Source organism: Mesonia aquimarina, from assembly GCF_003667275.1.
GTDB lineage: Bacteria > Bacteroidota > Bacteroidia > Flavobacteriales > Flavobacteriaceae > Mesonia > Mesonia aquimarina.
In genome coordinates this window covers 48359-74688 of the sequence record NZ_RCNV01000001.1, presented here as the reverse complement: position 1 = coordinate 74688, position 26330 = coordinate 48359, and the positions used below count along the sequence as shown (strand labels likewise).

27 protein-coding genes and 1 tRNA gene are annotated in these 26330 nt (G+C 35.1%); 26 read left to right on the top strand and 2 right to left on the bottom strand.

Translation table 11 applies throughout. The features are described from left to right. The first annotated feature begins 30 nt into the window (after positions 1 to 30). From D9R05_RS00410 to D9R05_RS00290, 26 genes are all read left to right on the top strand, one after another. A complete protein-coding gene (locus D9R05_RS00410; RefSeq protein ID WP_121665248.1) occupies positions 31 to 1239 on the top strand; it encodes a phage portal protein in 1209 nt (402 codons plus the stop codon). Next, entirely contained in the window at positions 1223 to 1903 is a 681-nt protein-coding gene (locus D9R05_RS00405; RefSeq protein WP_121665247.1) for an HK97 family phage prohead protease, read from the top strand. Before D9R05_RS00410 ends, D9R05_RS00405 begins: the two co-directional genes overlap by 17 nt. Positions 1904 to 1906: 3 nt before the next feature. Then, a complete protein-coding gene (locus tag D9R05_RS00400) occupies positions 1907 to 3232 on the top strand; it encodes a phage major capsid protein (RefSeq protein WP_121665246.1) in 1326 nt (441 codons plus the stop codon). A gap of 81 nt (positions 3233 to 3313) precedes the next feature. Beyond that, positions 3314 to 3682 (top strand): hypothetical protein, encoded by a 369-nt coding sequence (locus tag D9R05_RS00395; RefSeq protein WP_121665245.1) that lies wholly within the window; start codon positions 3314 to 3316, stop codon positions 3680 to 3682. Positions 3683 to 3691: 9 nt separating this feature from the next. Continuing rightward, positions 3692 to 4234 carry a head-tail connector protein gene (locus D9R05_RS00390; RefSeq protein ID WP_121665244.1) on the top strand — a complete coding sequence of 181 codons (543 nt, stop codon included), beginning with the start codon at positions 3692 to 3694 and terminating at the stop codon, positions 4232 to 4234. Continuing rightward, positions 4234 to 4584: a hypothetical protein gene (locus tag D9R05_RS00385; protein WP_121665243.1), complete on the top strand. Its 351-nt coding sequence runs from the start codon at positions 4234 to 4236 to the stop codon at positions 4582 to 4584. The genes D9R05_RS00390 and D9R05_RS00385 overlap by 1 nt, the downstream gene beginning before the upstream one ends. After that, positions 4577 to 5071: a hypothetical protein gene (locus D9R05_RS00380; RefSeq protein ID WP_121665242.1), complete on the top strand. Its 495-nt coding sequence runs from the start codon at positions 4577 to 4579 to the stop codon at positions 5069 to 5071. Before D9R05_RS00385 ends, D9R05_RS00380 begins: the two co-directional genes overlap by 8 nt. After that, positions 5068 to 5430, top strand: coding sequence for a hypothetical protein (locus D9R05_RS00375; protein WP_121665241.1), 363 nt, complete (start codon positions 5068 to 5070; stop codon positions 5428 to 5430). Before D9R05_RS00380 ends, D9R05_RS00375 begins: the two co-directional genes overlap by 4 nt. Before the next feature lie 20 nt (positions 5431 to 5450). Next, the gene (locus D9R05_RS00370) at positions 5451 to 5882 is read left to right on the top strand and encodes a phage tail tube protein (RefSeq protein ID WP_121665240.1); all 432 of its coding nucleotides are present in this window, start codon (positions 5451 to 5453) and stop codon (positions 5880 to 5882) included. Between the two features lie 2 nt (positions 5883 to 5884). Next, positions 5885 to 6271, top strand: a complete 387-nt coding sequence (locus tag D9R05_RS00365) for a hypothetical protein (RefSeq protein WP_121665239.1) — start codon at positions 5885 to 5887, stop codon at positions 6269 to 6271. 152 nt (positions 6272 to 6423) lie between these two features. Further along, complete coding sequence (locus D9R05_RS00360; protein ID WP_121665238.1) at positions 6424 to 6606, top strand: hypothetical protein; 183 nt, start codon at positions 6424 to 6426, stop codon at positions 6604 to 6606. 168 nt (positions 6607 to 6774) lie between these two features. After that, the gene (locus D9R05_RS00355; RefSeq protein WP_121665237.1) at positions 6775 to 8922 is read left to right on the top strand and encodes a phage tail tape measure protein; all 2148 of its coding nucleotides are present in this window, start codon (positions 6775 to 6777) and stop codon (positions 8920 to 8922) included. After that, on the top strand, positions 8922 to 11732 hold the full coding sequence (locus tag D9R05_RS00350) for a PKD domain-containing protein (protein ID WP_121665236.1): 2811 nt from the start codon (positions 8922 to 8924) through the stop codon (positions 11730 to 11732). The genes D9R05_RS00355 and D9R05_RS00350 overlap by 1 nt, the downstream gene beginning before the upstream one ends. 1 nt (position 11733) lies before the next feature. Continuing rightward, complete coding sequence (locus D9R05_RS15425) at positions 11734 to 11880, top strand: hypothetical protein (protein WP_162984857.1); 147 nt, start codon at positions 11734 to 11736, stop codon at positions 11878 to 11880. 1 nt (position 11881) lies between these two features. Then, complete coding sequence (locus D9R05_RS00345; protein WP_121665235.1) at positions 11882 to 13099, top strand: hypothetical protein; 1218 nt, start codon at positions 11882 to 11884, stop codon at positions 13097 to 13099. Between the two features lie 3 nt (positions 13100 to 13102). After that, positions 13103 to 15919 (top strand): sialidase family protein, encoded by a 2817-nt coding sequence (locus D9R05_RS00340; RefSeq protein ID WP_121665234.1) that lies wholly within the window; start codon positions 13103 to 13105, stop codon positions 15917 to 15919. A gap of 5 nt (positions 15920 to 15924) precedes the next feature. Further along, complete coding sequence (locus D9R05_RS00335) at positions 15925 to 16155, top strand: hypothetical protein (protein ID WP_121665233.1); 231 nt, start codon at positions 15925 to 15927, stop codon at positions 16153 to 16155. Further along, on the top strand, positions 16152 to 16436 hold the full coding sequence (locus tag D9R05_RS00330; protein WP_121665232.1) for a hypothetical protein: 285 nt from the start codon (positions 16152 to 16154) through the stop codon (positions 16434 to 16436). Before D9R05_RS00335 ends, D9R05_RS00330 begins: the two co-directional genes overlap by 4 nt. Positions 16437 to 16459: 23 nt before the next feature. Next, positions 16460 to 16831, top strand: a complete 372-nt coding sequence (locus D9R05_RS00325; protein WP_121665231.1) for a hypothetical protein — start codon at positions 16460 to 16462, stop codon at positions 16829 to 16831. Next, positions 16821 to 17366, top strand: a complete 546-nt coding sequence (locus D9R05_RS00320) for a peptidoglycan recognition protein family protein (RefSeq protein ID WP_121665230.1) — start codon at positions 16821 to 16823, stop codon at positions 17364 to 17366. Before D9R05_RS00325 ends, D9R05_RS00320 begins: the two co-directional genes overlap by 11 nt. Before the next feature lie 2 nt (positions 17367 to 17368). Next, positions 17369 to 18097: a hypothetical protein gene (locus tag D9R05_RS00315; RefSeq protein WP_121665229.1), complete on the top strand. Its 729-nt coding sequence runs from the start codon at positions 17369 to 17371 to the stop codon at positions 18095 to 18097. Positions 18098 to 18271: 174 nt separating this feature from the next. Beyond that, positions 18272 to 18610: a hypothetical protein gene (locus tag D9R05_RS00310; RefSeq protein ID WP_121665228.1), complete on the top strand. Its 339-nt coding sequence runs from the start codon at positions 18272 to 18274 to the stop codon at positions 18608 to 18610. A gap of 70 nt (positions 18611 to 18680) precedes the next feature. Then, positions 18681 to 18947 (top strand): helix-turn-helix domain-containing protein, encoded by a 267-nt coding sequence (locus tag D9R05_RS00305; protein ID WP_121665227.1) that lies wholly within the window; start codon positions 18681 to 18683, stop codon positions 18945 to 18947. A 559-nt stretch (positions 18948 to 19506) separates the two neighbouring features. Beyond that, a complete protein-coding gene (locus D9R05_RS00300) occupies positions 19507 to 20760 on the top strand; it encodes a site-specific integrase (RefSeq protein ID WP_121665226.1) in 1254 nt (417 codons plus the stop codon). A 338-nt stretch (positions 20761 to 21098) separates the two neighbouring features. Further along, positions 21099 to 22127, top strand: coding sequence for a nucleoid-associated protein (locus D9R05_RS00295; protein WP_091266139.1), 1029 nt, complete (start codon positions 21099 to 21101; stop codon positions 22125 to 22127). Continuing rightward, positions 22120 to 23547: a hypothetical protein gene (locus D9R05_RS00290; protein ID WP_162984856.1), complete on the top strand. Its 1428-nt coding sequence runs from the start codon at positions 22120 to 22122 to the stop codon at positions 23545 to 23547. Before D9R05_RS00295 ends, D9R05_RS00290 begins: the two co-directional genes overlap by 8 nt. 165 nt (positions 23548 to 23712) lie before the next feature. On the opposite strand, the gene D9R05_RS00285 is transcribed toward D9R05_RS00290, so the two are convergent. Then, positions 23713 to 23797: transfer RNA gene (locus D9R05_RS00285), tRNA-Phe, on the bottom strand. 11 nt (positions 23798 to 23808) lie between these two features. Then, the gene (locus D9R05_RS00280; protein ID WP_121665224.1) at positions 23809 to 26328 is read right to left on the bottom strand and encodes a DEAD/DEAH box helicase; all 2520 of its coding nucleotides are present in this window, start codon (positions 26326 to 26328) and stop codon (positions 23809 to 23811) included. Positions 26329 to 26330 lie beyond the last annotated feature (2 nt).

Here is a 26330-nt window from a genome sequence, read left to right as displayed (position 1 = left end):
TTATTCATAATAAAGTTTAGTTGGTTTAATATGGGAAGCAATTTATTTGAAAATGCAATTTCGCAGTTAGTCTCAAAAAGGTCAAACCCAATTTCGGGAATGGCCTCTTTGTTTCCTATACGCTTAACCGAAGCTTCTAAAAGCGTAAACACCCAAACATCACTTACCATTTCGGCTTTTTATGCAGCGGTAAACACCGTAGCAAACTCGTTGGCACTTTTGCCGATGTCGGTTTATCTAAAAAAAGATAACACCAACAAACATCAGCCGGACCACTCTATAGACTATTTATTATACCGAAAGCCCAACAATTATATGACGGCTTTTGTTTTTAAATTTATAATGGCGGTTGCTGTTATGATGCGCGGTAACGCTTATGCCTTAATTGTGCGTAATGGCGCCGGTCAAGTAGCATCCTTACAGTTTATAGATCCCGACCAGGTAAGCGTAATAGATTACGAAGGCAAATTATGGTACAGAATTAAAGGAAATCTTTTTTCTTCAGATGAAATATTGCATATCCCCGGCTTTTCTTTTGATGGCGTATGCGGTAGATCAGTATTAGAATATGCAGCAGATAATTTAGGCGTTTCGCTTTATGCGCAAAAATTTGGTAGCGATTCCTTACAAGATCGCGGAATATCACAAGGAGTTTTAGAAAGTGAACTATCTGTAAAATTAGATAAGAAAAAAGAAATAAGCAAAGCCTTTTCAGATGCAATGAGTTCCGGGCAAAAGCACCGCGCTCCCCTACTCGATGAAGGGATGAAATACAAACCGATAACATTAAAACCAGCCGAAGCACAATTTATAGAAACCTACGCAAGTGGCGTTTCAGATGTTGCAAGATGGTTTCAGATGCCGGCACATAAATTGGCAATTCCGGGTGAAGGCGGTTACAATTTCTTAACGCAAATGGAAATTGATTATTTACACCGTGCCGTAATGCCTTTTGCTGAAAAGTTTAAGCAAGAATTTGAAGTGAAGCTTTTTACTTCAACTGAAATAAAGCAAGGTTTTCATATACATCAAAACTTTAAAAAATTATTGCAAGTCGACCCTAAAGCACGCGGGCAATTCTATAAAGACTTAACATTTGTGAAGGCTATAAATCCAAATGAAATAAGACAATTAGAAGATATGAACCCTTACGATGGCGGCGATGAATTTTTGCAAATGTCTAATCTTCTAAACGAACAACAACTTAAAAAACAGATAGAAAATGAGCAAGGAGCGTGATTATATCGATAAAATAGAAGGCGCTGAAAGACGCTATTTTGTAACACCTGTTACGGTTGAAAAGCGAGCTGAAGAAGGCGAAGAAGAAAAACCTGCTGAAATTGAAGGTTATGCTGCTGTTTTTAATAAACGTGCAGATTTATTTTGGTTTGAAGAAGAAATTTTACCTGGTGCTTTCGACGATGTTTTAAATGATGACGTTAGATGTCTTTTTAATCATAATCCAAATAAAATTTTGGCTCGTTCTAAAGACGGTAAGGGAACATTAACACTTTCTGTAGATGAAAAAGGCTTAAAATATTCTTACATAACACCAGATATTAGTTACGCGAGAGATTTACAGACTTCTATAGAATTAGGTGATGTTTCTCAATCTTCATTTGCTTTTCAAGCTAGTGAAGTTATTTGGCACGATGCTACAGATGAAAATGATAAGGAACTACGCCAAATCAAAAAAATATCTAAAATATACGATGTTTCTCCCGTAACATTTCCTGCTTATGAAGATGCAGAAGTAGGGAAAAGAAGTTTCGAGCAACACAAAGAACAACGTAAAAACGACAATAAATCTTCCGAAGAAAAACAGGAAGAAGAAAATAAAAGAGCGTCAAGAAGCCTTGATGTTTTTCGCGCTCAATTAATTGTTAATCAAAATCGCTATTAAAAAATGAACAAGTTAGCAGAATTACAACAACAGCGAGCCGAAAAAGTAAAGGCTCAACAGGCAATCGTAGATGAAGCACAAAATTCTGAAAGTCGAGATATGAACGACGATCAGGAAAAAAGATTTGATGCTTTAGATACCGAGATTAAGGAGTTCGATAAGAAAATTGAGCGCCAAAAGAAAATGGATGAATCGGCTAAACGTGCTGCCGATTTAAACGGAACGCCTAAAAACGATCCGCAAAAAAGAACCGGTGGTAAAGCTGAAAAAGGCGAAGCTGCGGAAAAGCGTAAAATTATGTCTCAATTCTCTATGAAAAGAGCAATGGAGCTTCAGCTTGAAAACCGTTCTATTGATGGTGTGGAGTCTGAAGTAAACGAAATTGCTAAAGATGAATTGAGAGATCAAGGTTTAAAAGTTCCTGCACGCGGAATGAATATTCCTAGCGAAATGATGTTTCGTGCAGATAGCCACACCGTTACGCAAGATAGCGGAAACTATGGTGGTAAATTAGTTCGCGAAGAAATGGGCGAAATGTTACCAACTTTTGTAGATCGCTTGAAGATTGAAGATTTAGGTGTTACTATTAAAAGAGGTTTAAACGGTGATTACCCGTTAAATCGTGGTGGTGAATTTACTTTTGAGAACTTAGCAGAAACTGCAAGTACTACATCTCAAAAAGTAACGTATGACAAGCGCGTGCTAAGTCCTAAAAGAACGGCTTTAGAAACCGCTATTTCTTATCAGTTAATTGCGCAATCGGCTTTTAATATTGAGCAAGATGTACGTCAAAGAATTACAACTGCATTAAACAAGCGTTTAATGTTAGATATGTTAAATGGTGATGGTAATGCGCCTAATACCTTAGGTTTATTAAACGATCCAGATTTAGCTTTTGTTTTTGGTGGCGCTGAAGGTCCGCTAACATTGGCTAAAATTCTAGAATTAGAAGGTGAAGTTGATGATGAAAATGTAATGGGAGATCCTATTTTCTTAATTCATAAAAAATTAGCTGCCTTGGCAAAAGGAATTACAATTGATTCTGGTAGCGGTCAATTTTTAATGGATAAGCAAAATACGCTTTATGGTACCGATACCGTAAAAACTTCTTTGCTTCCGGTTCTTTCAGGTACTGATGATAATTACCCATTAATTTACGGTGATTTTTCAAATGTATATGCTGGCTTCTGGGGTGGAATTAACTTTACGTTAGATCCTTACACAAAAGCTTCTAGTAATGAAATTAGAATGATCGTTAACGTTCATCGTGATATTATGGCGGCAAACCCTGAAGGTTTTGCGGTTAATAAGAAAATTACTTTGTCGTAATCTTTTTGAATCTGTCAATTCAATAACTGTAACAAAGCCTTTGCTGGACGGGTAAAGGCTTTGTTTTAAAAACTTAATGTGATGACTAAAAAAACGAAAACTTCAGATGAAGTAAAAAATGCAGAAGTTACCGATGCGCAAGAAGTAAAAGCGCCGGAAACTAAAAAAGAAACTGCTTCAGATACCGAAGGTAAAGCCGAAACAGCAGAAAAGAAACCGGAAGATATTAAAGATGCTGAAAATGCTGAAAACAACCCGACAAAAGCACCGAAAAAACCTACTAAAAAGAAAAAGAAATCTTCTACCAAAAAAGGAATGAAGAAAGTAAAAGCTTTGGTGGGCAATTTGGCGGGTAAATACTTGCTTTCTTATAGCAAAGGGCAAACTTTCGAGATTGAAGAAAAACAAGCGGCAGAAATGATTGAAGCCGGTGATGTACAAGAAGTTTAAAAACCTATTATGATGGCTTACGAAGTTATAGAAGTTGGCAACAAAGCCGCAGATGTAAAAATTGTTTCGTTAGAAATGGCGAAAATGAATAGCAAAATTGAGTTTGAAGATGAAGATCCGTTACTTCAAATCTTTGTTGATTCTGCTTCTGCTGAAATTGAAAACTATGTTGGTTATCCTGTTTTATTGCGTGAAGATTGCGTAATACAAATAGATAAATGGTTTAAAAGTTTTGTGCCTTCAGAGCGATTAGCAGAAATAACTTCGGTTACCTATCAAGATAAAGACGATAACACGCAAACTATAGATGCGGCAGATTATACCTTAATAACAGGCAATAATATGCTTCGTTTAGATATTGCAGAACCCGAAAACTTTGGTGGTTCGGTTACGGTAAATTGTAAAATTGGCTATTCAGAAACCGATATGCCAGCCGATATTAAAGCGGCGGCCTTATTAATTTTTGCACAACAAGATACCTACCGCGAAAACGGACCCATAAAAATGGAAACTGCTGCCAAAGCAAAATTAAGACCGTATAAAAAATACTAATGGCTACAACCATACATAAAGGCGAATTGAGTACGCGCGGAAAATTATTTAAGCGTGTATATACTAATACGCCAACGCAAGAACGTGTATATGTTGATGAGTTTATTAAAAAAATATGGTTAAAGCAAATGCCGGTTTCCGGTGAAGAAGATGATGATGACGGCAAAATAAGATCGCTGGAAGTTTTAAAGTTTATTACTCATTATAGTAAAGATTTGAATAAAAACGGAACAAAGTATTTTATTCGATTAGAAGATGATGGCGATTTTGAAATACACAGTGCATTACCTATTGGGCAAGGAAAAATGAAGCGTTTTTTAGAGTTAAAAACCAGCCGAAAAGATGGCTAAAGATGTAGTTGAAATAAAAGGATTTAACGAGCTAAACCGAAAGTTAAAAAAACTTGACGATCGGGTAACCCGTAAAGAAATCTTAAAAATTCAACGCAAGTTAGCCAAGCCATTAGAGCAAGCCTACGCAAGGAATCTTCCTGTAGGTACGCGAGATAAAAGAAGGTTTGGTACAGAATACCCGGCGGGAACGCTTTCTAAATCTGTTTCAACAAAAACAGTTCCGGCTAGTAAAGTCGGTGGCAATCCTTCGGTAGTTATTCGCCCAGGTAAAAAGGGAAAACACGATGCTTATTACCGATTTATGGTCGTTAAAAAAGGTACGCGTGTAGGAAGTAATAAACGCGGTAGCCGTAAAGGCAAAAATACCGTAGTAGAAAAAGCGAGAGATGCAGCGTTTTCTTCAGTAGAACAAAGCGCGGTTTCAAAATACGAGCAACAAGCAGAACGCGTAATACAACGTGAAATTGATAAGTTAAGCAAATGATAGTTACAATAGCAGAAAATATAGGTGCAGTTTTAACTGATAGTGATATTACTTCTGAAATTGGGAGTAATAAAATATTTTGGGAGTTAGCTGAAGAAAACACGGAATACCCTTTTTCAACCTATGTATTTGAAGCTGAAGGCTACGGAACTAAGGAAAGAATGATTCCTGTAAAAATATCAGTTTTTGTTTATGCAGAAACTTTAAATGAAGTTTCTAGAATTGCTTCTGTTATTCGTGATACGGTAACAGAAAAACACCGCTGGCACGATAGAGGCGCAAAGCCAGGTTATACCGATACCGAAGCAAAAAGCGCTTACGTACACTTAAAATTTGAAACTAAAATTAATAACGCCTAACGGCATAAAACCTAAAAGCAATGGCTGGAGAAAAAGTAATTAATGGCGAGTTGCGGTTAACTTTAGATGATGGTACTGTTTACCACGCTACAAGTTGCTCGCTTTCGCTAACGCGAGAAATTAGAGATAGAATAACAAAAGATACCGATGGTATTGAACGTGCGAAAGGAAAAAAATCCTGGACTGCCACAATGGATGCGTTGGCAACCTACAACGGCGATGGAACCGATACTAACGATTTCTTTTTAGTGTTTGATATGTACGATGATGATAGTACCGATTCAATTGCAATTGAATTTGTACCTGATGAAGATGATGCAACTTACAAGCTTACCGGAACGGCTTTTATTTCTCAACTAGATTTAACTGCGCCAGTAAATGAAGATGCAACTACTTCTATCTCGTTAAGTGGTACAAACAAACTTAATAAAGTAGAAATAAACCCTGCGTAATTATGGCAACTGAAAAAATAGAAATACAAGGAAAAGCCTACCCGATTAAATTCGGGTACGGTGCTTTCCGTTTACTTGGTGAAAAATGGAATTGCCCGGGAATGCAATCTGTTATTAATGAAATACAGGCGGCTTTTCCGCAAGCAAAAAAAGATGAAGAAGTTGAGATAACTTTTGAATCTGGAGATAAAGTTGCTGATCTTGTTTTTTCGGCAATTACAAATGCAGATCCTAATTTAGATTTACCAAATAAAGATGAATTACTAAACATTTTGTTTTTAGGTGGTAAACTCTCTATTGTAATGGATGCTTTTCAAAAAAGTATGCCTAGCCAGGGAAACCCGAAGCCCGGGAAGAAGCCGGGAAAGAAAGCAACCAAAAAGAAGTAACCTGGGACGAGCTGGAAGAACTTGCTTTAGGGATTCTCGGTTTTTCTGAAGTAGCATTTTACAGCACCACGCCGCGTACTTTTGCTAATATTGTAAAAGGCAAAACAAAACTTATAGATAAGGAAAAGGCGCAAAACCGTGAGCATTGGGAAATGCACCGCGAATTGGTGGTAAGTATGCTGCGGCCACATTTAAAAAAACAAGATGCGCAAAAAAGTTTAGAACAACTTTACGCGTTGCCGTGGGATAAGAAAAGTGCAAAAAAGAAGAACAAAACACCCGAAGAAATTAAAGCGTTTTGGAAAGATATTGATAAACGAACACCAAAAAAATAACCTGCGGTTTTATTTTTTTCAGCACGTAAACGGGGAGCGTGTCTTTTTATAATTCCGCAGGAAATATAAGCAGCTTTCGGGCTGCTTTTTTTCGTTTAAAAAGAAACAAATTGTTCCTTATAGAAACATAGGCTTCGGGTACTTTTAGTACTTATAAAAAGCCTTTTTATGTCCTCATTTGCGAAAATTTCCATCAGATTTAATGCTGATTTAAAGCAGTTTAGCTCGCAATTGCAAAATGCGCAAAAGCAGTTGAATAAAGCCGGAAAGCAAATGCAAAATGTAGGGCGTAATTTAACACTTGGTGTTACGTTGCCTGTTGCCGGTTTGGGGGTTGCTTTTGTAAAAGCGGCAAGCGATGCAGAAGAAACTTCAGCAAAATTTGATACCGTATTTTCTAGTATTTCTGAATCTGCAAAAGAATCGGCAGATATTTTAAGAAACTCTTACGGCTTAAGTTCTAAAGCTTCTAAACAATTACTTTCTGATACGGGAGATTTATTAACCGGTTTTGGTTTTTCGCAAGCATCTGCCTTAGACTTATCTACTGAAGTAAACAAGCTTGCAGTAGATTTAGCATCGTTTACCAATTATTCCGGTGGCGCAGAAGGTGCGTCACAAGCCTTAACCAAAGCGCTATTAGGGGAACGAGAAAGCGTTAAATCTTTAGGGATTTCTATTTTAGAAGCCGATGTTAAAGCGCGTGTATTACAAAATACGCAACAGGGCTTAACGTTTGAAACCGAACGCCAGGCAAAAGCTTTTGCTACTTTGCAACTTGCGCAAGAACAAAGCAAAAATGCAATTGGCGATTATGCAAGAACTAGCGATGGTTTTGCAAACCAAATGCGATTGATTAAAGCTAGGTTAAATGATTTAGCGGTTCAGTTTGGCGAAATTATTTTACCCTACGTACAGAAGCTGGCAACTTTTGTAACTTCTTTAATAGAAAAATTTAGTTCGTTAGATAAAAATACTAAAAAAATAATTGTGGTGGTTGCCGGTTTAGCGGCGGCTTTAGGTCCTGTTTTGTTAGCATTGGGAACTTTAGCTACAACCATACTTCCTGCCCTAGCTTCGGGCTTTGCAATTTTAACCGGTCCTGTTGGATTGGTAATTGCCGCGCTTACTGCTGTAGGTGTAATTATTTATAAGTATTGGGAGCCTATAAAAGCCACTTTAATAGATTTGGCAAATTACTTTATAGATCTGTATAATGAAAGTATTGCCTTTCGGGTAATTGTTGAAAGCATCATTTTAACTTTTAAAACCTTGTTTGAAGTTGGTAAACTTATTTTTAATGGCTTGCTAACTTTATTAGAACACGTAGGTGAAAATATAAAATCTATTTTCGGTACAATTGGCGAAGTTTTTAAAGCTGTTCTTACCGGAAATATATCTGAAATACCAAAGATTTTAAATAAGGGATTGCTAGAAACCGGTAAAAACTTTGGCGGCTTTTTAGATGGTATTCAAAAAGACTACGAGAAATTCAGTAAAAATTTAGATAACAATTTAAAAGATTCTTTAGATCGCGTTCAACAAAAAGAAAAAATTGAGCTAGTTGCCAAAGCTACGGTAGATGAAGTAGATGTTTCTAAGGTAAACCCTATAGATCAAGATACGCCAGTATCTACAGGTGGTGGTAAAGCTAGGGAGCAAGTAAGTACGGTTAGTTCTTTAAGTATGCGTGGTTTGCCTTCACCTTTAGAAGAATTAGCTGATAGTGTACCGGAGCAAGCAGATTATGTAAAGAATGGTTTAGAAGAAGTTATTATAAAAATGCAGCGCCTTTCTGAAGTAGGTAGAATTGTTGGTGATGAAGTTGCCGGTTCTTTTGAAAATTTTACGGGCAGATTTTTAGATGCTTTAGATTTAGCGAATACCGGAATGCAAGGTTTTTTAAAAAATATGGCAAAAACGGTAACAGAATTAATTTCTATGTTGCTTTCTCAGGCTGTTGCTAACGCAATTGCTTCGGGAACACAATCTGCTTTGTTTACCGGTCCCGGTGCTGTAATTGCACAACCCGCTTTTATTGCTACTGCTGTTGGTGGTGTTTTATCTGCTTTTGCATCTATACCAAAGTTTGCAGATGGTGGTATTGTTAACGGTCCTACGGTTGGATTAATGGGAGAATATTCCGGTGCAAAAACAAATCCTGAAGTAATTGCGCCATTAGATAAACTACGCGGAATGATTGCCGATGTTAATGGTGATTCCGGTAGCGGGTATATAGCAGAAACTTCTATACGTGGTGAAGATATAAGAGTTGCCTTATTAAGAACTGAAAAATCTAGATCTAGAAGAACTTAATGGATTATCAAATTCACATACAAAAAATAACCGACTTGCAAGATGAACTCATCTTGCATTACGCATCTAGAGATAGCATTGCGTTGCGTTGGTTGGGTGGTGATGTTATTGAGCCTGGAATTGTGGGATCTGAATTAGATTTTGATTTAGAAGTTGATGATGGTGCCGACGGAAAATACGACCAATATTTTACACCCGATGAACAACTTTGGCGGGTAACTAAAAAAAGATATGATAACGGCGATGTTATTTGGCAAGGCTTTTTATTGCCCGAAAGTTATAACGAGCCGTGGGATGACCCGCTTTTTTATGTAAAGTTTTCTGCCGTAGATGGTTTGGCTTTGTTGAAAGGAAAATATTTACCTGAAGATTTTTACCGTAAGGAAAAAAATGTAATCGAATTTATTTCGGCGGCTTTGCAATTAACCGGTTTAGAATTTAATATTTTTTTAGATCCTGCTATTAGAAATCATTTAAAAAAGAAGTGGCATCAAATAATTCACGATGGCTTGCATTATGCAGATGAAGATGGTAATGTAGATGCGTATAAAATTTTAGATAGTATTTTAAAATCTATGCAATGCCAGTTGTACCAAGCAAATGGTAATTGGTATGTAGAAGGCATTAATAAACGCCAGCTTATTACTAATGAATATGATGTATATTCTATAAGTGGCGTGTATTTATACACCGGAAACCAAACCAAAAATATAAAGCAACTTACGTATTTGCCTACGCCAAGCATTAATGTAGAAGCGCCATTTAAAGAAGTTAAGGTAATACACGAAGCGTCTGAATTAAAGTTTCCTGAAGGTGTGGCGCAAGAACCGGAAGTAACTTGGGATGTTAGCCCTAACGCCCAATATAATTTTTATTATTCGCGCTTTTGGAGTTATAACGATTACCGCCCAGAAGTTTTAGTGGCTGATGATTATTTGTTATTGGCAAACTATGCTCAAAACAGCAGCTTTAACCCGAACCGAAAAATAGAATTAAAAGATAAGCCTTACATTTTAAAAGGCTGGCGCGTAAATATTACCGTTGAAGTAGAGTTATTTTTTTCAGAAGAAATTGCTTCGCCTGCTGATAGTTTACTTGAAAAATGGATAGACCTTGCTAAATATAGAATTAGTTTAGGTAACGAAGTTTTGTTTTTCAATAAAAATTCTACAGAATTATCGCCGGAGCGTTTAATTTTTGATACTTCAGGAAAAGCTGAAGCTGAACTAACTTTTGTAGCAAAACAAAACGGTTTGCTGAACGTAGAGTTTTTTGAGCCTACAAATGATGTTATAGATACAAAGGTAGCTGCTTATAAGTTAACTAACTTAGAAGTAGAAAACAGCAACCAGCGCCAAAACGATGTGTATAATGTTAGCATTGATGAAAACGCATCTACTACCAAAACAATAGACTTAGAAATTAGTGACGATGTTTCTGCACTTTCTAAGTGTTTTTACCTAGAGAAAATTAGAGAAACAACGCCTGTAAATCAGGAAGTTTTTGAGTTAGATTACTTAGACTTTTTTACAGAAAACAATTATAATGTTTTTGTGCTTTCTATACGTGATGCGCGTTTATTAGACACTAATAAAGATCAAGCTTTTTATAATACTAACGACGGTAATATTTCGCCCGGCTTAGATTTTCCGCTTTATAATTATGAGATAATCTATAATTATTTAGGGAGCGAATTAATGGTGCTTAAAGTTTTACAGTCTGAAACTACCTACTTCCCTAGCCGATTTGTAGTAAAAGTGCAACGTATAAAACCGACTACTATAGATCGTGCCGAATGGTTAAAATGGACTGATGATATTTATAAGCTTCAGCAAAAACCGTACGGACAAATAGTTGCTGAAATTCAGCAGAAATTATACCGATCTAAATTTTTACGTATAGAAGCTACAGTAGATAAGCCGGTAAAATTTAATGATATTATTCGGTTTAAATACCAGGGCGAGTTTAAATATTTTAGCATAAGCAATTGCGAGTGGCGCCCGGATGATAACACTTCTACCATAACAATGATAGAAAATGTTTACGATGGCGCTTCTTTTGGAAACTTAAAACCTTATGCCGATGCAGGTGATGATAAACTACTTTCTTCTACCGGGCAAAGTGTAACGGTAAGTAACGCCGCCGCTTTTGATCCTGATGGAACAATAGATAATATTGTATGGCAAAAAATTGCAGGTCCGTCGGGCGATGTTATTAGTAACGGAAACAGCCTTGCTCCTACTTTTAGCAACCTAACCGGAGATCATTACGAATATGAATTAACCGTAACCGACAATGCGGGTAATACCGCTAGTAATGTTCTGTCTATAGATAGATTGACAGAAACGTCAATTAGTTTTCAGGTAATACCGGCAGATAGCAGTATAACAAGTTCTTCGGGATATTATAAAGAAACCGTAAAATACAAGCTAATTATAAGTCCGGATTTAAATTTAAATGAAGCTATTAATCTGTTTTATAACATTCATTTAGATACCGAAGTTTCCGGAACTACAACTGCATCTTTATTAATTGAGCGTAACGGTCAAGCATTTATTTGGAAAATAGATGTAGAAAGTAATAACACTAATCCTGCAATAGCCGGTGAAAAAAATGAAACAGGCATAATTTCTTACCGAAAAGGGGATGAAATATTTATTACGCTTTTTATTGAGATAGATGAAGATCCGCAATTTAGTTTTTCTTCTTACGCGCAATCTAGAATAACCTTTACCAATTATGAAACCGCTTTAGGAAATGTAAGCCTTACCGGATTGCAAGCATTTGTAGAAGCATATAAGCAATTATAATATGAGTGAAAACAAAAAAATATGGTACGGCGACGATGAAGATAATGCAATTAACGAAAGTAATTTACCGGTGCCGGGAGTGAAAATAACTTGGGATAGCACGCAAATAACTTGGGATAGTACAATAGTAACACTAGACAATCAATAATATGGCAATTGAAGAAATAGATTTAGGTATTTCTCCCGATGATGGGAATGGTGATGAATTAAGAGTTGGTGGCGCCGTTATTAATTCAAATTTCGCATATCTTGAATCATTAGCAGACAACGTTAATATTTATAAATATGCATTTGTTGATTTTGATGATCCTTTAGATACGGCTTATACTACGCAAATAGCTGATTACATTAATAATAATGCGAATGGCGGTTTTACAAAATTAGGCAATCAGAATGTTTTTATTCATTCTACAAAATATGTTAGTGGCAACCCAACAGATCCTAACAATGTATTATCTGCTGTCACTTATGTTTGGCGTTTTGATTTAGGAAAAGGTGTTTGGGGTAATGGTGGCAACGCTGTTAGTTTTGCTAGTTTTTCTTTTGTTGGTTCTTACCAAGAAGGTGCAGGGAGTACTATAAATTATGATTTACTAACCCAAACATCTACAACCGTAGAAGATGTGGTTAACGCTTCCGGTCCTTATGTTATACCCGCTGAAAGTGTAGTTAAGTTTGAAATTAATTTAGATGGAGAAGATCAAGTTTACTATTATGTTGGTGAAACTCAAATATTAATAGGAAACGGAGAAACACAAGTAGATAGCAGTAATTTTATTTTGACAGGGGACATAACGCCTTCACCTCCTAGCCCTACTGATTATATAACACAACAGCAATTAAGCGATAGTTTTTATGATAATCACGCTTTCTCTAAACAAAATAATTTATCTGATTTTGATTATTTAACGGATAAGTTTTACATACTAGCCACGGCAGAACCTAACTTTTATTTTGCTTCAAAAAAAACGAATGATGAAGATTTTATAGGCTCGAGGATACATATAGGATTAAGTAATGCAAAATTTGATTTAGAACAGCCTGACACAAGCAGCGTTAGCGGTTATAAAGTATGGGAATTAGGGGTCATAAGTGGAGCTTTTGAAGAAGGGGAGCTATATGGGTTTCAGGCTTGGTTTTGCAGAAAAAATATTAGTGAAAAATTTGATTCTAAAACATTCACATATAACGGAACGGATAACACATTTGCTCTTCCTGACGTAGCGGTTAAGGTGTTGAACGTTTTTATAGGTCAAGGTGTATATCCTGATCAAGTTCCAAATGGTGAAGTAACACAAGTAACAGTAGATTCAAGCCTTCTTTTTGGAAGCGGTGTAAAAGTAACAATTCAATACATAAAAAGATAAAAAATGAAAAGATTAATTACAGCAGTAGTATTATTAATTAGTTTAACAAGTTTTGCGCAAACGCCTTTTCCTAATGGGGCTTGGTTTCCGAATGCAACAGAGCAAAACGATTCAGATAGTTTGGCGGTTTTAGATCATCGCGGTCTTTTGAATGGGTATATCTCTAAGACTGGTTTAGACGTTCGACCAGAGCGAGAATGGTACGAGCAGATTTCTATGGATATAGCATTGCCTTCTTTTGAAAAATCACACGCATCGGAAAGTCAAATGACTAAGATGAATGACACTTTGTTTCGTGTATTTCGTTTAGACACAACAAATCAACACGCTGGCAACAATGGTAATCCGTATTTACAAAAAAGCTATGATTACGGAAAAACATGGACTGACGCCACGCCCGTATATGTAGATTCAAATTACGATGTACGAAATTATATATTTGACAAAATAGGGGATAAATTAATTCTATTTTTCAGAAAGTTTGAAGTGCCGACATACATAACGCAAGATGTAGGATATATAACATCAAATGACGGGGGTGAAAGTTGGAGTAATTATACAACTATTGATTCCAAATTTCAAAACGGAAAATTAATACCTTACGGTAAGATTATACAGATCAACGGAAAACATTATGCTTCATTTTATAAAAATTCTACATGTGAGTGGCTTCTTTCAGAAGATGAAGGCGATACCTGGAACTATAGCAGAACTGTTTATGACGGTGTAACAGATTATAATGAGCCGTGGTTCACAAAGATTACCAACGACACAATATTAGGAATGATAAGAGGCGGTATAGATTCGGACAGTCCGTGGGTTCAAATAGAAAGTCACGACGCTGGTGTCACTTGGACTCAGCCCGACACAACAAACATCAACAATGGTAGATTTATGGGGACAGCTGCATTTTTGTACTACGACGAATCAAAAGATAATATATATACCATCGCTGCTGAAAGAAATGATTCATTTTTCAGCGAAATAAACTTATATGCAAATAAGTCTTCTGAAATATTAGGCAATGCTGATAACTGGCGAAAAATATCAACTCAAAGAGCTAGATGGCAAAGAGAGACAACTTATGGATACCCACAATTAGTGAAGACTTCCGACGATAAATACTTGGTAAATTATACGGAAAGAGATGGGGATGACACAAGTAATCAAGAAATAGCAAATATATTTCAGTTTGAGATTAATACAAATTTAGGGAAAAATATATACCCGCCAACAATTAAGGAATTTCCAAGAGAGATAAGCCCGAATGGACTGTTTGAATCTAGGTATTTCAATAAAAATCAATGGTTAGAAAATTACATTAAGGATGTATACGATGATATAAAAAATATTAATACTGATAATTATTTAAAAAACACAACAGGTACCCTAACAGGAAATTTAACTATTACAAACAATCTTAACGCTACACGTTATTATGTAAATGGAAATCCATTAGTAAATAATACTAGAGAAATATTTGGTAGAGACATTGATTTATCGCAAAATCAAGGTAATAATCAGGTTAAACTTGGTAGAGTTAGAGGTTTACAGTATGCAGATTCTAATACTTTTATGGGGATGTATCTTGTAGGAAATAATGGTGTTAATGCTGTAAATATAGGAGGTGGTACAGCTGATGAAAATGGTGCTACAATAGTGCAAATAAGACCTGTACAGAATGTTGGTGATACAGAAGGGGCTACTGTATTTGAAAGTGTGTGGAATAAAAATACTTCTTATGTTGATTTAGACGTAGAGGGAGTAATTACAGCAACAGGAGGCAATTCAGACCAATGGAATCAAGCTTTACAACCAAACGACAATATAAGTGAATTAACTAATGATGCTGGTTATATAACAGATTCAGACCAAGACCTGCAAGATGTTGTAGACAATGGTTCTAGCGTAACATTCACAGAAAGCAATGTTCCTATTTCAGATGAAAGCAATTTTTTAACTATTGGTGATAGCAACTTTTTTAACCCTACAGGAGGCGCTTATTTACGTGTAGATGATAACGATAAGTATGTTGAAATGCAAGCGGAAGGCGGGAGCTTAAGATTTAACGAGAATGGGTCTACAATGCTAGTTGACGGGAATAGTTTAGGTAATTCAGGTGAAGTTTTAATGACAACGGGAAGTAGTCCTAATAATTTATATTGGGGTTCTTTAGGTGATTATGCTCAAATAGACGGAAACAACACCTTTACTGGGGTAAATGAATTTGAGCAACCTGTTTTTATAGGGACTACAAACACCACATTTGTTAAAGATGGTTTTATAGAGTTTGGACACGAATTTTTAGACGGAAAAAACTCAATTCAAGGATTAATCGGTTATGGATTAGTATTTAGCACAAAACAAGGAACTGGATTCACAAGCAAACTTAAGCTATACGAAGGGAATAACGGAGTACCTTCAACATTTTTAGCGGGTACATTTTACGGAAAAGTTGAAGCAGAAGACGCAACCGAAGACAATGAACTAGCTACGTTAGGGCAAGTTCAAGGCGATAGCGGGTGGCAGAGCGTTACTTTGAACGCAACAAATACAACGTCTGGAACAATAGAATGCAAAACAATAGGCAATAGACTAATTGTAAAAGGTTTCTATACAGGATCAGCAACAGGAGACGGTATAATTTGCAATCTACCTACGGGATATATACCAGATGGAAATAGAAGTGTGGTATCTCATATAGATGATTTTCAATCAGGAGTTTTTCAGATAGAATCCTCTACGGGAGATATTTATGGAGAGTTTGAAAGCGGGGTTCAGTATCAAATATATTTTGAAATAACAAAAATTATAAATTAATAGATATGGAAAATTTTAAGAAAAACCCATTTACAACAATTATAGGAATAGCAATAGCGGTTATAGGTGTTGTCTTAATGACAGGAAGATATTTTTTTGATCTAAAGCAAGATGTTGAGTTATGGCAATCAGGCGTAATTATAGCAGTAGGCTTACTGATTATGCGCGCGCAAGATGATTTGATTGATATTTTGACTTTAGGATTAAAATCGCTAATTCAAAAACACACAAAATGAAACAAGACAAAAATAAACACATCGCAGCAGGGCTAGTAATTTACGCAATAGCAATAGTATTATTCTTAATTGTTTGCGAGATCACAACGGGCGAACATTGGTATAACGCTTGGAGAGAATTTCCAGTTGTTTTAGTTCCTGTTTTTCTAGCAGGATGGGGAAAGGAAACAATTTTTGATGGATTAATGCAAAAAGGCACGCCAGACCCTAAAGATTACTTTGCAACAATTGCATTGCCGGTATTGATTACATTGGTTTTGGTTTTCGTATTTGGAGTTTAATTGGGGTAATGATTTTTTAAAAAATGACAAAAATAATACTAGATAACTGGCAGTTAATCAGCGGTGCAATAGCATCGGTATTTGCTTTTTTTGGTGGTAGAAAACTAAAAAAAATAAACGAAAAGAAAGAAGAAGCTAACGCATTGCAAACTTTTAAAGAAGTTTATGATGGAATGGCCAGCGGTATTAAAAAAGAGATTGAAGATATAAAGCTAGAGAATAGAGAGCAACGAAAAACAATGCGACTGTTACAAGAAGATAACGGTAAACTGCATCGAGATATATCACAATTAATGACTGAAAACAATCAGCTTAAACAAATGGTTGCTGAACTGAAGAATGAAAATAGAATACTTCGGGAAAAATTAAAATCTAAAAAAGATTATGGAAGCTAGCCAAATAAAATACATCGTAATTCATTGCACCGCTGGATGGACAAATGCAGCCGGTGTTCAAAACTATTTCACACGTCCAAAAAGTAAAGGCGGTCGTGGCTGGCGTACCGGTGGTTATCATAGAATTATTGAACCGGATGGAACCATTAAAGAAATGTACCCGTTTTCTCGCGTTACTAATGGCGTGGCTGGTTATAATACCGAATGTATTCATATAAGCTACGTCGGAGGTGTAAATTACGAGCAATACAAAAAAGGCAAATACATCGCTGAAGATACGCGAACTTCTGCGCAAAAGGTAGCAATTGAAAGCTGCATTATTGAAGCAATTAACTGGCTTCAGGAAAACGGAAAAGATATTTATCAGGATTTAATGGTCTTGGGGCATCGTGATTTTTCAGATGACAAAGATGGTTCCGGAGTAATTGAAAGTTGGGAGCGCATAAAAGAATGCCCGTGCTTTGATGCTATTCCTGAATACGAATTCTACAATTCTAACAACGGCAAAAAAGAAGTTTTGCCTTCAAATAGATAATTATGAAAAAAGCTATAGATTATATCAAAAAAAACCGATCATTTATTTTAATGATTGCAGTTGCATTTTTTGTATTTCTATGGCTTGAAGAATGCGGAAGTCGTAAAACCGCAGAAAACGAAAAGGAAAGCATTCAGACTTTCCTCAATGATTCAATCGATTATTACAAAAATAAAAACGGTCAATTAGTTGCTGAAAAATCCGCTTTGAAAGGCTCGAATAATAAACTATCTAAAAATAACGATGTTCTTCAGGTGTTGCTTTCTAAACAAGTAGATAGCACGCAACAATTAAAGAAGCTCGTGAGCGAATTTAAAACGATAGATGCAGCCGGAAACATCACAACCGAAACCAAGCTAGAAGATATTCAGATAGATTTTGATGAGCCTATTGAATTTGATTTTATTCGAGAATGGTCAAAAAATGACAAGTTTTACTCTATATACGGTAAAGCTTCACAAGTAGGAATTAAAATCGATAGCCTTTACATACCAACTCTAATAAGTTTCGGTATTGGCGAAAAACGAAAAAACTTCTTTTCAACAGAATACAAATTTGAAGCGACAAGTTCAAACCCGCACGTTTCAATTACAGGTTTAGACGGCGGAACGTTTACCGAAAGAAGAAAACGTTTAGGGATTTCCGCGTATGTTGGTTATGGTTTAGGTAGCAATTTCAGTTTTCAGCCTTCCGCTGGCTTAGCGCTTACTTATACAATTTTTTGGTTTTGAGTTATTAAGTAATGCTTAACAACTGAGACCACTCTATAAGGGTGGTTTTTTTATGCTTAAATGTTAAAGTTTGAGTTTTAAAATGTTAAAGTTTATATTTTTACTTTCATATATGAAAGTAAATTATATCTTTGAAGTGTTGAATAATTAGTATAACAATTAAAATTAAACATTATGAAGACTTTTAGAGCAACTTACAACACTGAAATTTTAAACAACGTAAACTACGACTTCAATGCTGAAAGCTTAGAATCAGCGGAGAAATTTGCTAACAATTATATAAAAAGCACAAGCAATATTAAAGTTGTAGAAATTGACCCGGAAACGCTTTTGCCTATCGATAAAAAAGAAATAGTTGAACTTGCAGAACGTCAAATGCAAGATGTTCAAAATAAAGTAGTAAAAAAAGAAAAATTAAACGATTATGAAGAAGTTCTTTTTAAATATGATACTGCTTATGATAGAAATACTGGAGCAAAAAAATTAGTAAAAAGAAGATTAGTTAAATTTTAAAATGATAAAAGCCCTCAATTAAGAGGGCTTTTAAATGTTGAATAATTAATATTAAAAATAACATTAATCGATGGCAAATTACGACAATTCCGCAAATGTAGCAATGGACATATTAATAAAACATATTAAAAACGCAATGGAAGAACGCGGGGTTTCTTTTTACCGCCTTTCAAAACTTACAGGTATTCCTGAAGGAACCCTAAGCCAAAACTTCAACCGAAAAACAGAAATAAGCTTGATTAATTTCTTAAAAATATGCGGTGCTTTAGAATTGCGACCTTATCTAATCCCAGCAGAAATCGATGACAACGATTTTAAAAGGATGTTTTTTAATTAAGCAACAAATTCAGCGAGCAAAATTACCGTGATCTAGTTAATTGGCTTAAGGTTGAAGTTGGTAAAATATGATTTGTTATGGTATTATTTTTGATTCTATAATAATCTAACCAACTTAAAATTATTATGAAATTAAAAAATTTATTCGTTTTCTTTTTGCTACTTTTTGGATTTATGTTCATTTTTTATTTAACATCGCTTAGTATTTTTGCTTTATAATGTTTACGATAAGTTTACGAAATATTAAATAAAACCCTTTAAGGTATTGTTTTTATTATAAAAAATATTTGCTTTGGGAGCAGGAGGTCGCAGGTTCGAATCCTGCCACCCCGACAATTACGGTGTCAATAGACACCAAAATATAGCTAATCTTATGAAAATCAAGGATTTTCATTTTTCTTGAAATCATAAGATTGGCTATAATATCAATTCAAAGGTTACCTATTCGGTTACCTAAATTGTTACCAGAATTTTCACTACATTGGTAATTCAATAGATTTGACTTTCGCAGCGATTTGACTTTCGTAAACAAATCGATTATTCACTTAAAGCGAGAGTTTATGCAGACTTCAAAGACTTTTAGTATTCATTTTTGGCTGAGTATGGCCAAGAAAAAAGATGATTTGGCACCCATTTATGGCCGTATTACGGTAGATGGGAAACGTGCCGAGATCAGTTTAAAACGATCCACATCGGTTACCTATTGGGATACCCGTTCCAAGAGGGCAAATTCGAGAACTTCTGAGGGGAAAGCCCTCAATGTCTATTTAGACCAGGTCTATTCCGATTTACTGGAATGCCACAAACAGCTTCTGGGCGAATCCAAATACGTTACCGCCCAAGCTATCAAAGCCCGTTATCTCGGGGAAGATGAACAGCACAAAACGCTGCTTCAACTGGTTACCTACCATAATGAGAATATGGTTTCAGTACTCAAGCCCGGCACGTTGAAAAATTATTTCACAACGGAACGCTATATTAAACGGTATTTGAAGCGCAAACTAAAGACCAATGACGTTTTTCTGAAACAGCTGTCGTACAAATTCATCATTGACTTTGAACAGTTCCTACGCACCGGAAAATCCATAAACCGTTCCCAGCCCTTAAAGAACAACGGGGTTATGAAACATTTGGAACGTTTGAAAAAGATGATGAACCTTGCCCTTCGGTTGGAATGGGTCGAGAAAGACCCTTTTGTCAGGTTCTCACTTAAGTTCACAAAACACCAACGGGCATTTTTATCACAATCGGAACTTGAAGTCTTGGAATCCGGTCAGCTTTCAAAAGGGATGCACCGAAAAACGAGGGACGTTTTTGTTTTTGCCTGTTACACGGGATTATCTTATATCGACGTGAAATTGCTCTGCGACGACCATATCGTAAGAGGCATCGATGGGGATTACTGGATATTTACAAAAAGGGAAAAGAACGATGAAGCGGTTAAAATCCCGCTTTTGGATAAAGCCCTTGATATATTAAAAAGGTATGACCAAGATACCGAAAACAAACAGGAACAACTGCTGCCGGTATTTTCCAATCAAAAGATCAATAAATATTTGAAGGAAATAGCGACAATCCTAAAAATCAATAAAAAGCTTACGTTCCACGCGGCCAGACATACGTTTGCCACTACCGTTACCCTTTCCAATGGCGTGCCCATTGAGACCGTATCAAAACTGTTGGGGCATACCAAGCTTTCTACAACACAGATATATGCTAGGGTCATCGAACAAAAAGTGTCATCGGATATGCGTTCGTTACGGAGTAAATTAAACACCACGGACAAGGCCGAAACAAGGGTACTTTATCAATAATCCGGTTTGGAAAACACCTTTTAGGTTCTAATCCAGTCGGCGCTCTTATTTTTTCTGGTCTAATCCTTTGCTGATTTTGGTTTTTTATTGAGCCATAATTTTCTGTGTTAAGTCATTTTATATCCTTAAAATAGGAAAGCTTACTACGCAAATGTAAATTTTCGTTTATGGTTTTAAATCTAAATAAAAATATAAGTGGTAAAGTTTGCTTATAATCAATGGTAAACTCGTAAAATACCATTGATAAAAGTGAATGACTATTTGTAATTATCAAGATAATTTTGAAGAAAAGAATTGATTTTCCGTAATATTAATATCTTTAACAAAATTTTTTATTTATGACTATAAAATATGCTTCCCTTAACCATATAAATCATAGAGACTCTTCAATAAGAGATATTAACATTACACATAGCGACTCCTTAAAGGAATATACAGACAAACTATTTAAGGAAATAACGGATAGCCCCAGAAAAAGACAGTATATATTTTCTAGTTCAAAATCAGAGGTAAGAAATGTTTTAGATGATATCGTTACAGATAACAACCGGAAAAAATCAATTAATTTGGCTGCCCAGCGCCTCTTAAATAAAGAAAAAGATGCCCAACAACAGCTTGACAATAAGAAATTAAAAGTAGATATTTTAAAGGGCAGTTTGTTCCAAGCATATATTGAAATAGATGGAAAGGAAAATATTATTATTTGTAAGGCCGATCATAATGAATTTCTTGATGAAAATTCTCTTACGATTCGTAGTGGATTGCCTTGGGATAAAAAGATTTTTAAAGCAGCGTTGATACATTTGAAAGATGGAATTGTTGCAGATGAAGTCGATGTCTTGGATGCTAACTTATCTAAATATTGGTGGAGAGAATTTTTAGAGCTTGAAGCTAAACATACAGATGCTTTTAATACAGAAAAATCTATGGATTTTTTTGACACCCGTGTTTTTAGCGGAATTAAGAAGAAACATCCAGCTGATTATCGTATTCTCAGAAACAGCTTCGTTGGCTACTATCGCAGGAAGGATATATTTGAAATAGAAGATTTTATAGAAACTCTTTTCTCAAATTATGAACCTGAGGATGAAAATTTAAAAATTGATCCCTTGGTTGCTAAAATTAGATCTTTACCATCCAGTTTAGGTTTTGATAAAGCATTTGATATTTCAAAAAAACACATTAAAAAAAGAATGTCCACTAGGGTCAAAGTATCTGATGCAATTGATCTGTACTTAAAAACAGACGTGCCTCATTTCAGAAAAACATTACGCTCGGGTAAAACTAGCAGTGGACAAATGTATTTACAGATTTTAACAGAAAATGAAGATGTTTATAAAGAGTTTTTGAGAAATGAAGATGAATAACATTTCAGAAATAGTAGGTTTTATTTTTTCCAATGGAGACAATCTTGTTTGTGATGATCGCTATGAAAAGACTATCATTTCAGGAATTGTCAAGAAAAAAACATCATTAAGAAATGAAGGAAAATTAAATAACTTTTTTAATGATATTTCTGATGAATGGAGCTTGACAATTACTCTAAATGAGGATGAAAATTTATTGACCTGTTCGAATTCTATAGATCATAGTTTTGTTAGTGAGTATAATGGGCTTCAACTTCTTCCAGATGATAAATTATCAATAAAATTAGAAATTTACAAAAATACAAGGAAGGCTAATAGAAATGTATATTGCGAAAAAGCTTTTAACGAGTGGGTTCAATCTAGATCGGCCATTGAACTGTTAAAGACAACTTCTAGTGATATAAAAAGGAATGGTTTTGTCAATTTCAATATAATTGAAAACAAACAAGCTTATTTGTATTCAAAGCGTATTAGAGTAAATGATTCAACCTCTGTAAACAAAAATTTAAAAGCATATCCTGAATATTCGAACTTTGATCAAAATAACGAATATCCATACATAGGGAGTGATTTTAGAGTTTCAGAGAAAAAAGTGAGTTGTCCTTTTTTACAGTCCCGTCTTACGAATTTAAGTAATCTATTTTCAATTACGAGCCTATTTGATGTTACCTATTTGCAGGGGGAGAATTTATTCTACCAGTTAAAAGGTTATAAATTTTTTCAAGGAAAGATACCTGCGAAGGATCTAACAGAGAAATACGACATATATTCAAAAATTAACAATTGGATTTTTGATGATAGTGCCAATATTGCAGATAAACTAGGCATATCGAAAAACATTATTTCCCTACATATTACCGCAAACAACATAATTTTAAATGATTCAGTATTTAGCTCTATTCTCTCAGGACACAAAATTTACCTCAAAGAAAATGTTTCACAATATCTCAAAGTTAGATCAAAAATCAATGATGAATTAGCTGATATTTTAAAAGAAATAAGGAGTAGCCTTCAAGAATTAAGAACAAACTATCAAAAAAGTAATTTTCTCTACATATCCTTTTTTATGTCTGTTTACGTAATTAGAACCCTAATTAAAAAAGATTTTGAACAGATTTTCACCAAAGATACTACTGTGCTTTTCTTCGCTTTTATAGGAATATCCGTAATATATCTTATTTACACAATTTGGTCGGTTATCACGATGAGGGATAGAATAAAAAAACACTATCAAAATGTTAAGTCAAAAAACCTAGATATAATGGAAAAATCGGACATTGAGCGAATTTTGAAAAATGACTCTGAATTTGATGATGAAATATCATATTTTAATACAAGAATAAGCGTCTATGTAATCCTATGGATTTTAACTATGGTTGTTCTTACGTTTGCTGTACTTTATTTATCTGAAGCTATTTAATTTTTAAATATCAGGTTGTGTCTACTCATTGGTACACAAATTACACTTAATTCCTCTCTTACGTTGTTGGAAAAGCTGTATTCAAAAAAAGTGTTTCATTTCAAGGTCTTGATTTAACCAACAAGCCCGCAACAGAAGCTGCGGGCTATAATACTTACGTATTTGCGGATAGAGGAAGATTCGAACTCCCGGTACAGTTTCCCGTACGCCTGATCTTCAATCAGGTGCCTTAGACCACTCGACCACCTATATTTTAAAAGATTATCCTTTTTTAGAAATTACAGGTTTTAAGAAACTTTTCAAAAAACCGTTTGTCGTTAAATTGTGTATGCCCAATAAGTTAGCTATTTCTTTAGTACTAGTTGCCGTGAAACCTGAATTATTGATTCCATCAACAAATCTTCTAAGATTATCTTTTAATAAATTTAATGATTCTTCATCAATCACTCGTGTATTTTCACTTGTATTTACATTCCATCCTTTTATATTTGGAGGTTGAATGGTAACCAAATTAAAATTTGCAGCACCCCCATAGAGTTTTTTGAACCATTCACCTGAACCTAACAATTGATTAATATTATCTCTGGTGATTTCATCGTGTATGGCTCTAGACTTGGCTTCTAAAACGAGGTAATGATTTCCAGTCATCACCCATAGTACATCAGGGCCATTTCCAAATTCCGCTTCAGGTTCCTGAGTGTAAAAACCTATAAGCCTACCTATTTCAGCAAAAGCATTCTCAAATTTCGTATGAGGTATATCTTGACTAAATTGAAGATTTTCCAATAAGGTTTCAAAATACATTTTAAAGTCTTGGGAAGTCTCAAATTGCTTGATAAAATTTAAAACTTGAGATGCCTGCTCTTCACTAGCCATAATTTTCGTATAACTATGTCCATTTTTTGATTGCAGCATATGGGAAGTTGTTTGTGCTGCTTTAATTTGAAGGTCATTTGATTTTGGTGCATTATCTAAGTGAAGATAATTAGCTGCTTTTTCAAAATACCAGCCCTTCTGCTTGTCGGTCAATTCAACCGTATCAACTATTTTATCTAATATTAGCTTCGATGCACCTTCAAAATCCCTTCTTCTGTAATTTTCGATTGCTTGTGATTCAGAATCTGCAACCTCTAGATTTTTTATGATTCGTTCGTCAGTTTTTTCAACATCCACTTTTGACAGTATTTCTGAATGATATTCCCTCCAGCTCATATCTTGAACTAAGCATAAGTTTGCGGTATCCCTAATAGTCTGAAGAGAGTTATCAGTAGATTCATCATCTAGAAGTGATAGTCCAAGTTTCAGTTGTTTTCGGGTTACTGGTGTGAAATATTGCAAGTTTGATTTGTTACCCACAAATTGCAGTAAATCTTTACCCATTAAATAAACCGTACAATAATCGCTGCCTGATCTTACAGCTCTACCAAGTCCTTGTTCTATTATCTGCGCTTTCAAAGAAGCCTTGACAGATTCCAAGCGTAATTCCGCATAAAGTTGTTCATAAGAACTGAATGATGGGTAACCATCTAATATTAAAACTCGGCACATATCTCCATTCAAGTCAACCCCATCGTAGCGATTAACTAAAACATAGAATAATCCTTTCTCAGTTCTTAATTTGGCGATGTCTTCATTTATATTATCATTATTAATTATTTCTGCACCAAAATCTTCCCATTTAGTCGCCCTATTAGAGGAAGGTGTTAGTACCATTACATTTATACCAGATTCAGAATATTCTTTGGCCAATGTCATAATCTGCTTATCTGTTATTCTTGAATCAAATCTTTGAGGAGCAAGGATCAATCTTTGCCCAACGTCTTTACGATCTTTAGGGATCAAGGCATTCTTTATACTATTAATATTAATACCTAAATCTTTAATTAAATCAATCTGATCTTCAAATGTAGCAGATAAAATATATCTATGTTTGGCCTCATTAAAAGCTCTAATATTATGAAATGGCACATAGGATGGTGCTATCTCAATTCCTTTGGGCCCGACATAACAATCGTAAGATTTCAAGTCGTCAGCTATTAAACCCCATTTGAACATAAGTTCTCTGTCTTCACTAAAACTGCCTATTAGTTTTATTAACTCGTTAATACGAGTTAACCAAGCCCAATAAGGGACTTTGAGTATTTTCGCATACGGATCACCTTGAATTAGTCTGTGATAAGTTCCTGGGGCTTGGTATTTCAGTTCTTCTTCGAATAACTTCAGTAACCTATCTGCCAAGTCGTGTTTGAAGGGTATATTTAATGTAGTTGCTTCTCTAGCTTTGTCAAGACAGACGTGGGCATCATCAAGGACGATTGAACCAACGTCAATATTATCCCTTTCAAAAATGGAACGTGAATTGAACAATTTTTGGAATGTGCATAATAAGATGGCTTTTGAGTTTAAAAAATCATCCGGAAAAACACTTCTTTGCCCGTGATATTCAATTTCACAGACAGATATCCCATATAAATCCGCTTGCAACTTTGCCTGTTCTAATAATTGTTTGTCTGGACATAGATACAAACTTGGACCAACTCCTTCAATCATTTTTGAGTACAGCATCAATAGGCTTACCAGAGTTTTTCCAGACCCTGTATTCATTTTGCACAAAACATCTCGTTGACCCCTTATGCTATGCCAAGAATTTAATACCTCTTCCTGTATTCCTCTTAAATACGCGTATCCCTCCTTATGAAACAAATCTTGAAATAATTCTATCGGTTCAAAATTTAATTCCTTTGGAGATGTGTCTTCTAATTTTTTCTTAAATATATTCATAT

Coding starts and splice junctions, on each gene's coding strand:
- D9R05_RS00410 (WP_121665248.1), top strand. CDS start 31: ATGGGAAGCAATTTATTTGAAAATGCAATTTCGCAGTTAGTCTCAAAA.
- D9R05_RS00405 (WP_121665247.1), top strand. CDS start 1,223: ATGAGCAAGGAGCGTGATTATATCGATAAAATAGAAGGCGCTGAAAGA.
- D9R05_RS00400 (WP_121665246.1), top strand. CDS start 1,907: ATGAACAAGTTAGCAGAATTACAACAACAGCGAGCCGAAAAAGTAAAG.
- D9R05_RS00395 (WP_121665245.1), top strand. CDS start 3,314: ATGACTAAAAAAACGAAAACTTCAGATGAAGTAAAAAATGCAGAAGTT.
- D9R05_RS00390 (WP_121665244.1), top strand. CDS start 3,692: ATGATGGCTTACGAAGTTATAGAAGTTGGCAACAAAGCCGCAGATGTA.
- D9R05_RS00385 (WP_121665243.1), top strand. CDS start 4,234: ATGGCTACAACCATACATAAAGGCGAATTGAGTACGCGCGGAAAATTA.
- D9R05_RS00380 (WP_121665242.1), top strand. CDS start 4,577: ATGGCTAAAGATGTAGTTGAAATAAAAGGATTTAACGAGCTAAACCGA.
- D9R05_RS00375 (WP_121665241.1), top strand. CDS start 5,068: ATGATAGTTACAATAGCAGAAAATATAGGTGCAGTTTTAACTGATAGT.
- D9R05_RS00370 (WP_121665240.1), top strand. CDS start 5,451: ATGGCTGGAGAAAAAGTAATTAATGGCGAGTTGCGGTTAACTTTAGAT.
- D9R05_RS00365 (WP_121665239.1), top strand. CDS start 5,885: ATGGCAACTGAAAAAATAGAAATACAAGGAAAAGCCTACCCGATTAAA.
- D9R05_RS00360 (WP_121665238.1), top strand. CDS start 6,424: ATGCACCGCGAATTGGTGGTAAGTATGCTGCGGCCACATTTAAAAAAA.
- D9R05_RS00355 (WP_121665237.1), top strand. CDS start 6,775: ATGTCCTCATTTGCGAAAATTTCCATCAGATTTAATGCTGATTTAAAG.
- D9R05_RS00350 (WP_121665236.1), top strand. CDS start 8,922: ATGGATTATCAAATTCACATACAAAAAATAACCGACTTGCAAGATGAA.
- D9R05_RS15425 (WP_162984857.1), top strand. CDS start 11,734: ATGAGTGAAAACAAAAAAATATGGTACGGCGACGATGAAGATAATGCA.
- D9R05_RS00345 (WP_121665235.1), top strand. CDS start 11,882: ATGGCAATTGAAGAAATAGATTTAGGTATTTCTCCCGATGATGGGAAT.
- D9R05_RS00340 (WP_121665234.1), top strand. CDS start 13,103: ATGAAAAGATTAATTACAGCAGTAGTATTATTAATTAGTTTAACAAGT.
- D9R05_RS00335 (WP_121665233.1), top strand. CDS start 15,925: ATGGAAAATTTTAAGAAAAACCCATTTACAACAATTATAGGAATAGCA.
- D9R05_RS00330 (WP_121665232.1), top strand. CDS start 16,152: ATGAAACAAGACAAAAATAAACACATCGCAGCAGGGCTAGTAATTTAC.
- D9R05_RS00325 (WP_121665231.1), top strand. CDS start 16,460: ATGACAAAAATAATACTAGATAACTGGCAGTTAATCAGCGGTGCAATA.
- D9R05_RS00320 (WP_121665230.1), top strand. CDS start 16,821: ATGGAAGCTAGCCAAATAAAATACATCGTAATTCATTGCACCGCTGGA.
- D9R05_RS00315 (WP_121665229.1), top strand. CDS start 17,369: ATGAAAAAAGCTATAGATTATATCAAAAAAAACCGATCATTTATTTTA.
- D9R05_RS00310 (WP_121665228.1), top strand. CDS start 18,272: ATGAAGACTTTTAGAGCAACTTACAACACTGAAATTTTAAACAACGTA.
- D9R05_RS00305 (WP_121665227.1), top strand. CDS start 18,681: ATGGCAAATTACGACAATTCCGCAAATGTAGCAATGGACATATTAATA.
- D9R05_RS00300 (WP_121665226.1), top strand. CDS start 19,507: ATGCAGACTTCAAAGACTTTTAGTATTCATTTTTGGCTGAGTATGGCC.
- D9R05_RS00295 (WP_091266139.1), top strand. CDS start 21,099: ATGACTATAAAATATGCTTCCCTTAACCATATAAATCATAGAGACTCT.
- D9R05_RS00290 (WP_162984856.1), top strand. CDS start 22,120: ATGAATAACATTTCAGAAATAGTAGGTTTTATTTTTTCCAATGGAGAC.
- D9R05_RS00280 (WP_121665224.1), bottom strand. CDS start 26,328: ATGAATATATTTAAGAAAAAATTAGAAGACACATCTCCAAAGGAATTA.